At 58.8% G+C, this 595-nt stretch carries 1 protein-coding gene; it reads left to right on the top strand.

All coding sequences use genetic code 11. The features are described from left to right. The coding region (locus A3730_RS09810) for a condensation domain-containing protein (protein WP_231883914.1) at positions 1–595 on the top strand (595 nt) is incomplete at both ends.

Raw genomic sequence — 595 nt, 5'->3', positions numbered from 1 at the left:
AGCGCCTGTGGACCATTCATCAGCTGGAGCCAGACAACACCGCCTACCACCTGATCGCCGCCTTTGAACTGAACGGGGCACTGGATGTGTCGCGGTTGCTGCGGGCTCTGGATGCGGTGGTCCAGCGACATGAAAGCCTGCGTACCCGTTTTGTGGAAGAGGGCGGCGAAGGGCTGCAACAGATTGGCACTGATTCCCTGATCGTTGAACAGCGCGATGCTCGCATGCTGGATGGCAATGCCCGGCAAACCCTGGCGGATGAACATGCTCACCGGCTCTTTGTGCTGGGCAGTGATTCGCCATTGCGTGTGCAGTTGCTGCAACTGTCGGATCAAGGCTGGCGCTTGCAGCTGGTCATGCACCATCTGGTGTCCGATGGCTGGTCCATGGATGTGTTCTTTGCGGATCTGGCGCAAGCGTATCTCAGTGATGCATCGCTGCCTGAGCTTGCCATTCAGTATGCGGATTACGCGCTTTGGCAAAAGGCCTGGCTGGATGCCGGTGAACGTGACAGACAACTGGCGTACTGGCGCCAACAACTGGGGCATGAGCAACAGGAAAGGGCGCAGCCCCCGTTACTGATTGCCCATGACCG

The sequence above is a fragment of the Alcanivorax sp. HI0044 genome (assembly GCF_001634945.1).
The sequence above is the reverse complement of the archived record's forward strand: the minus strand, read 5'-3'. Positions and strand labels throughout refer to the sequence as shown.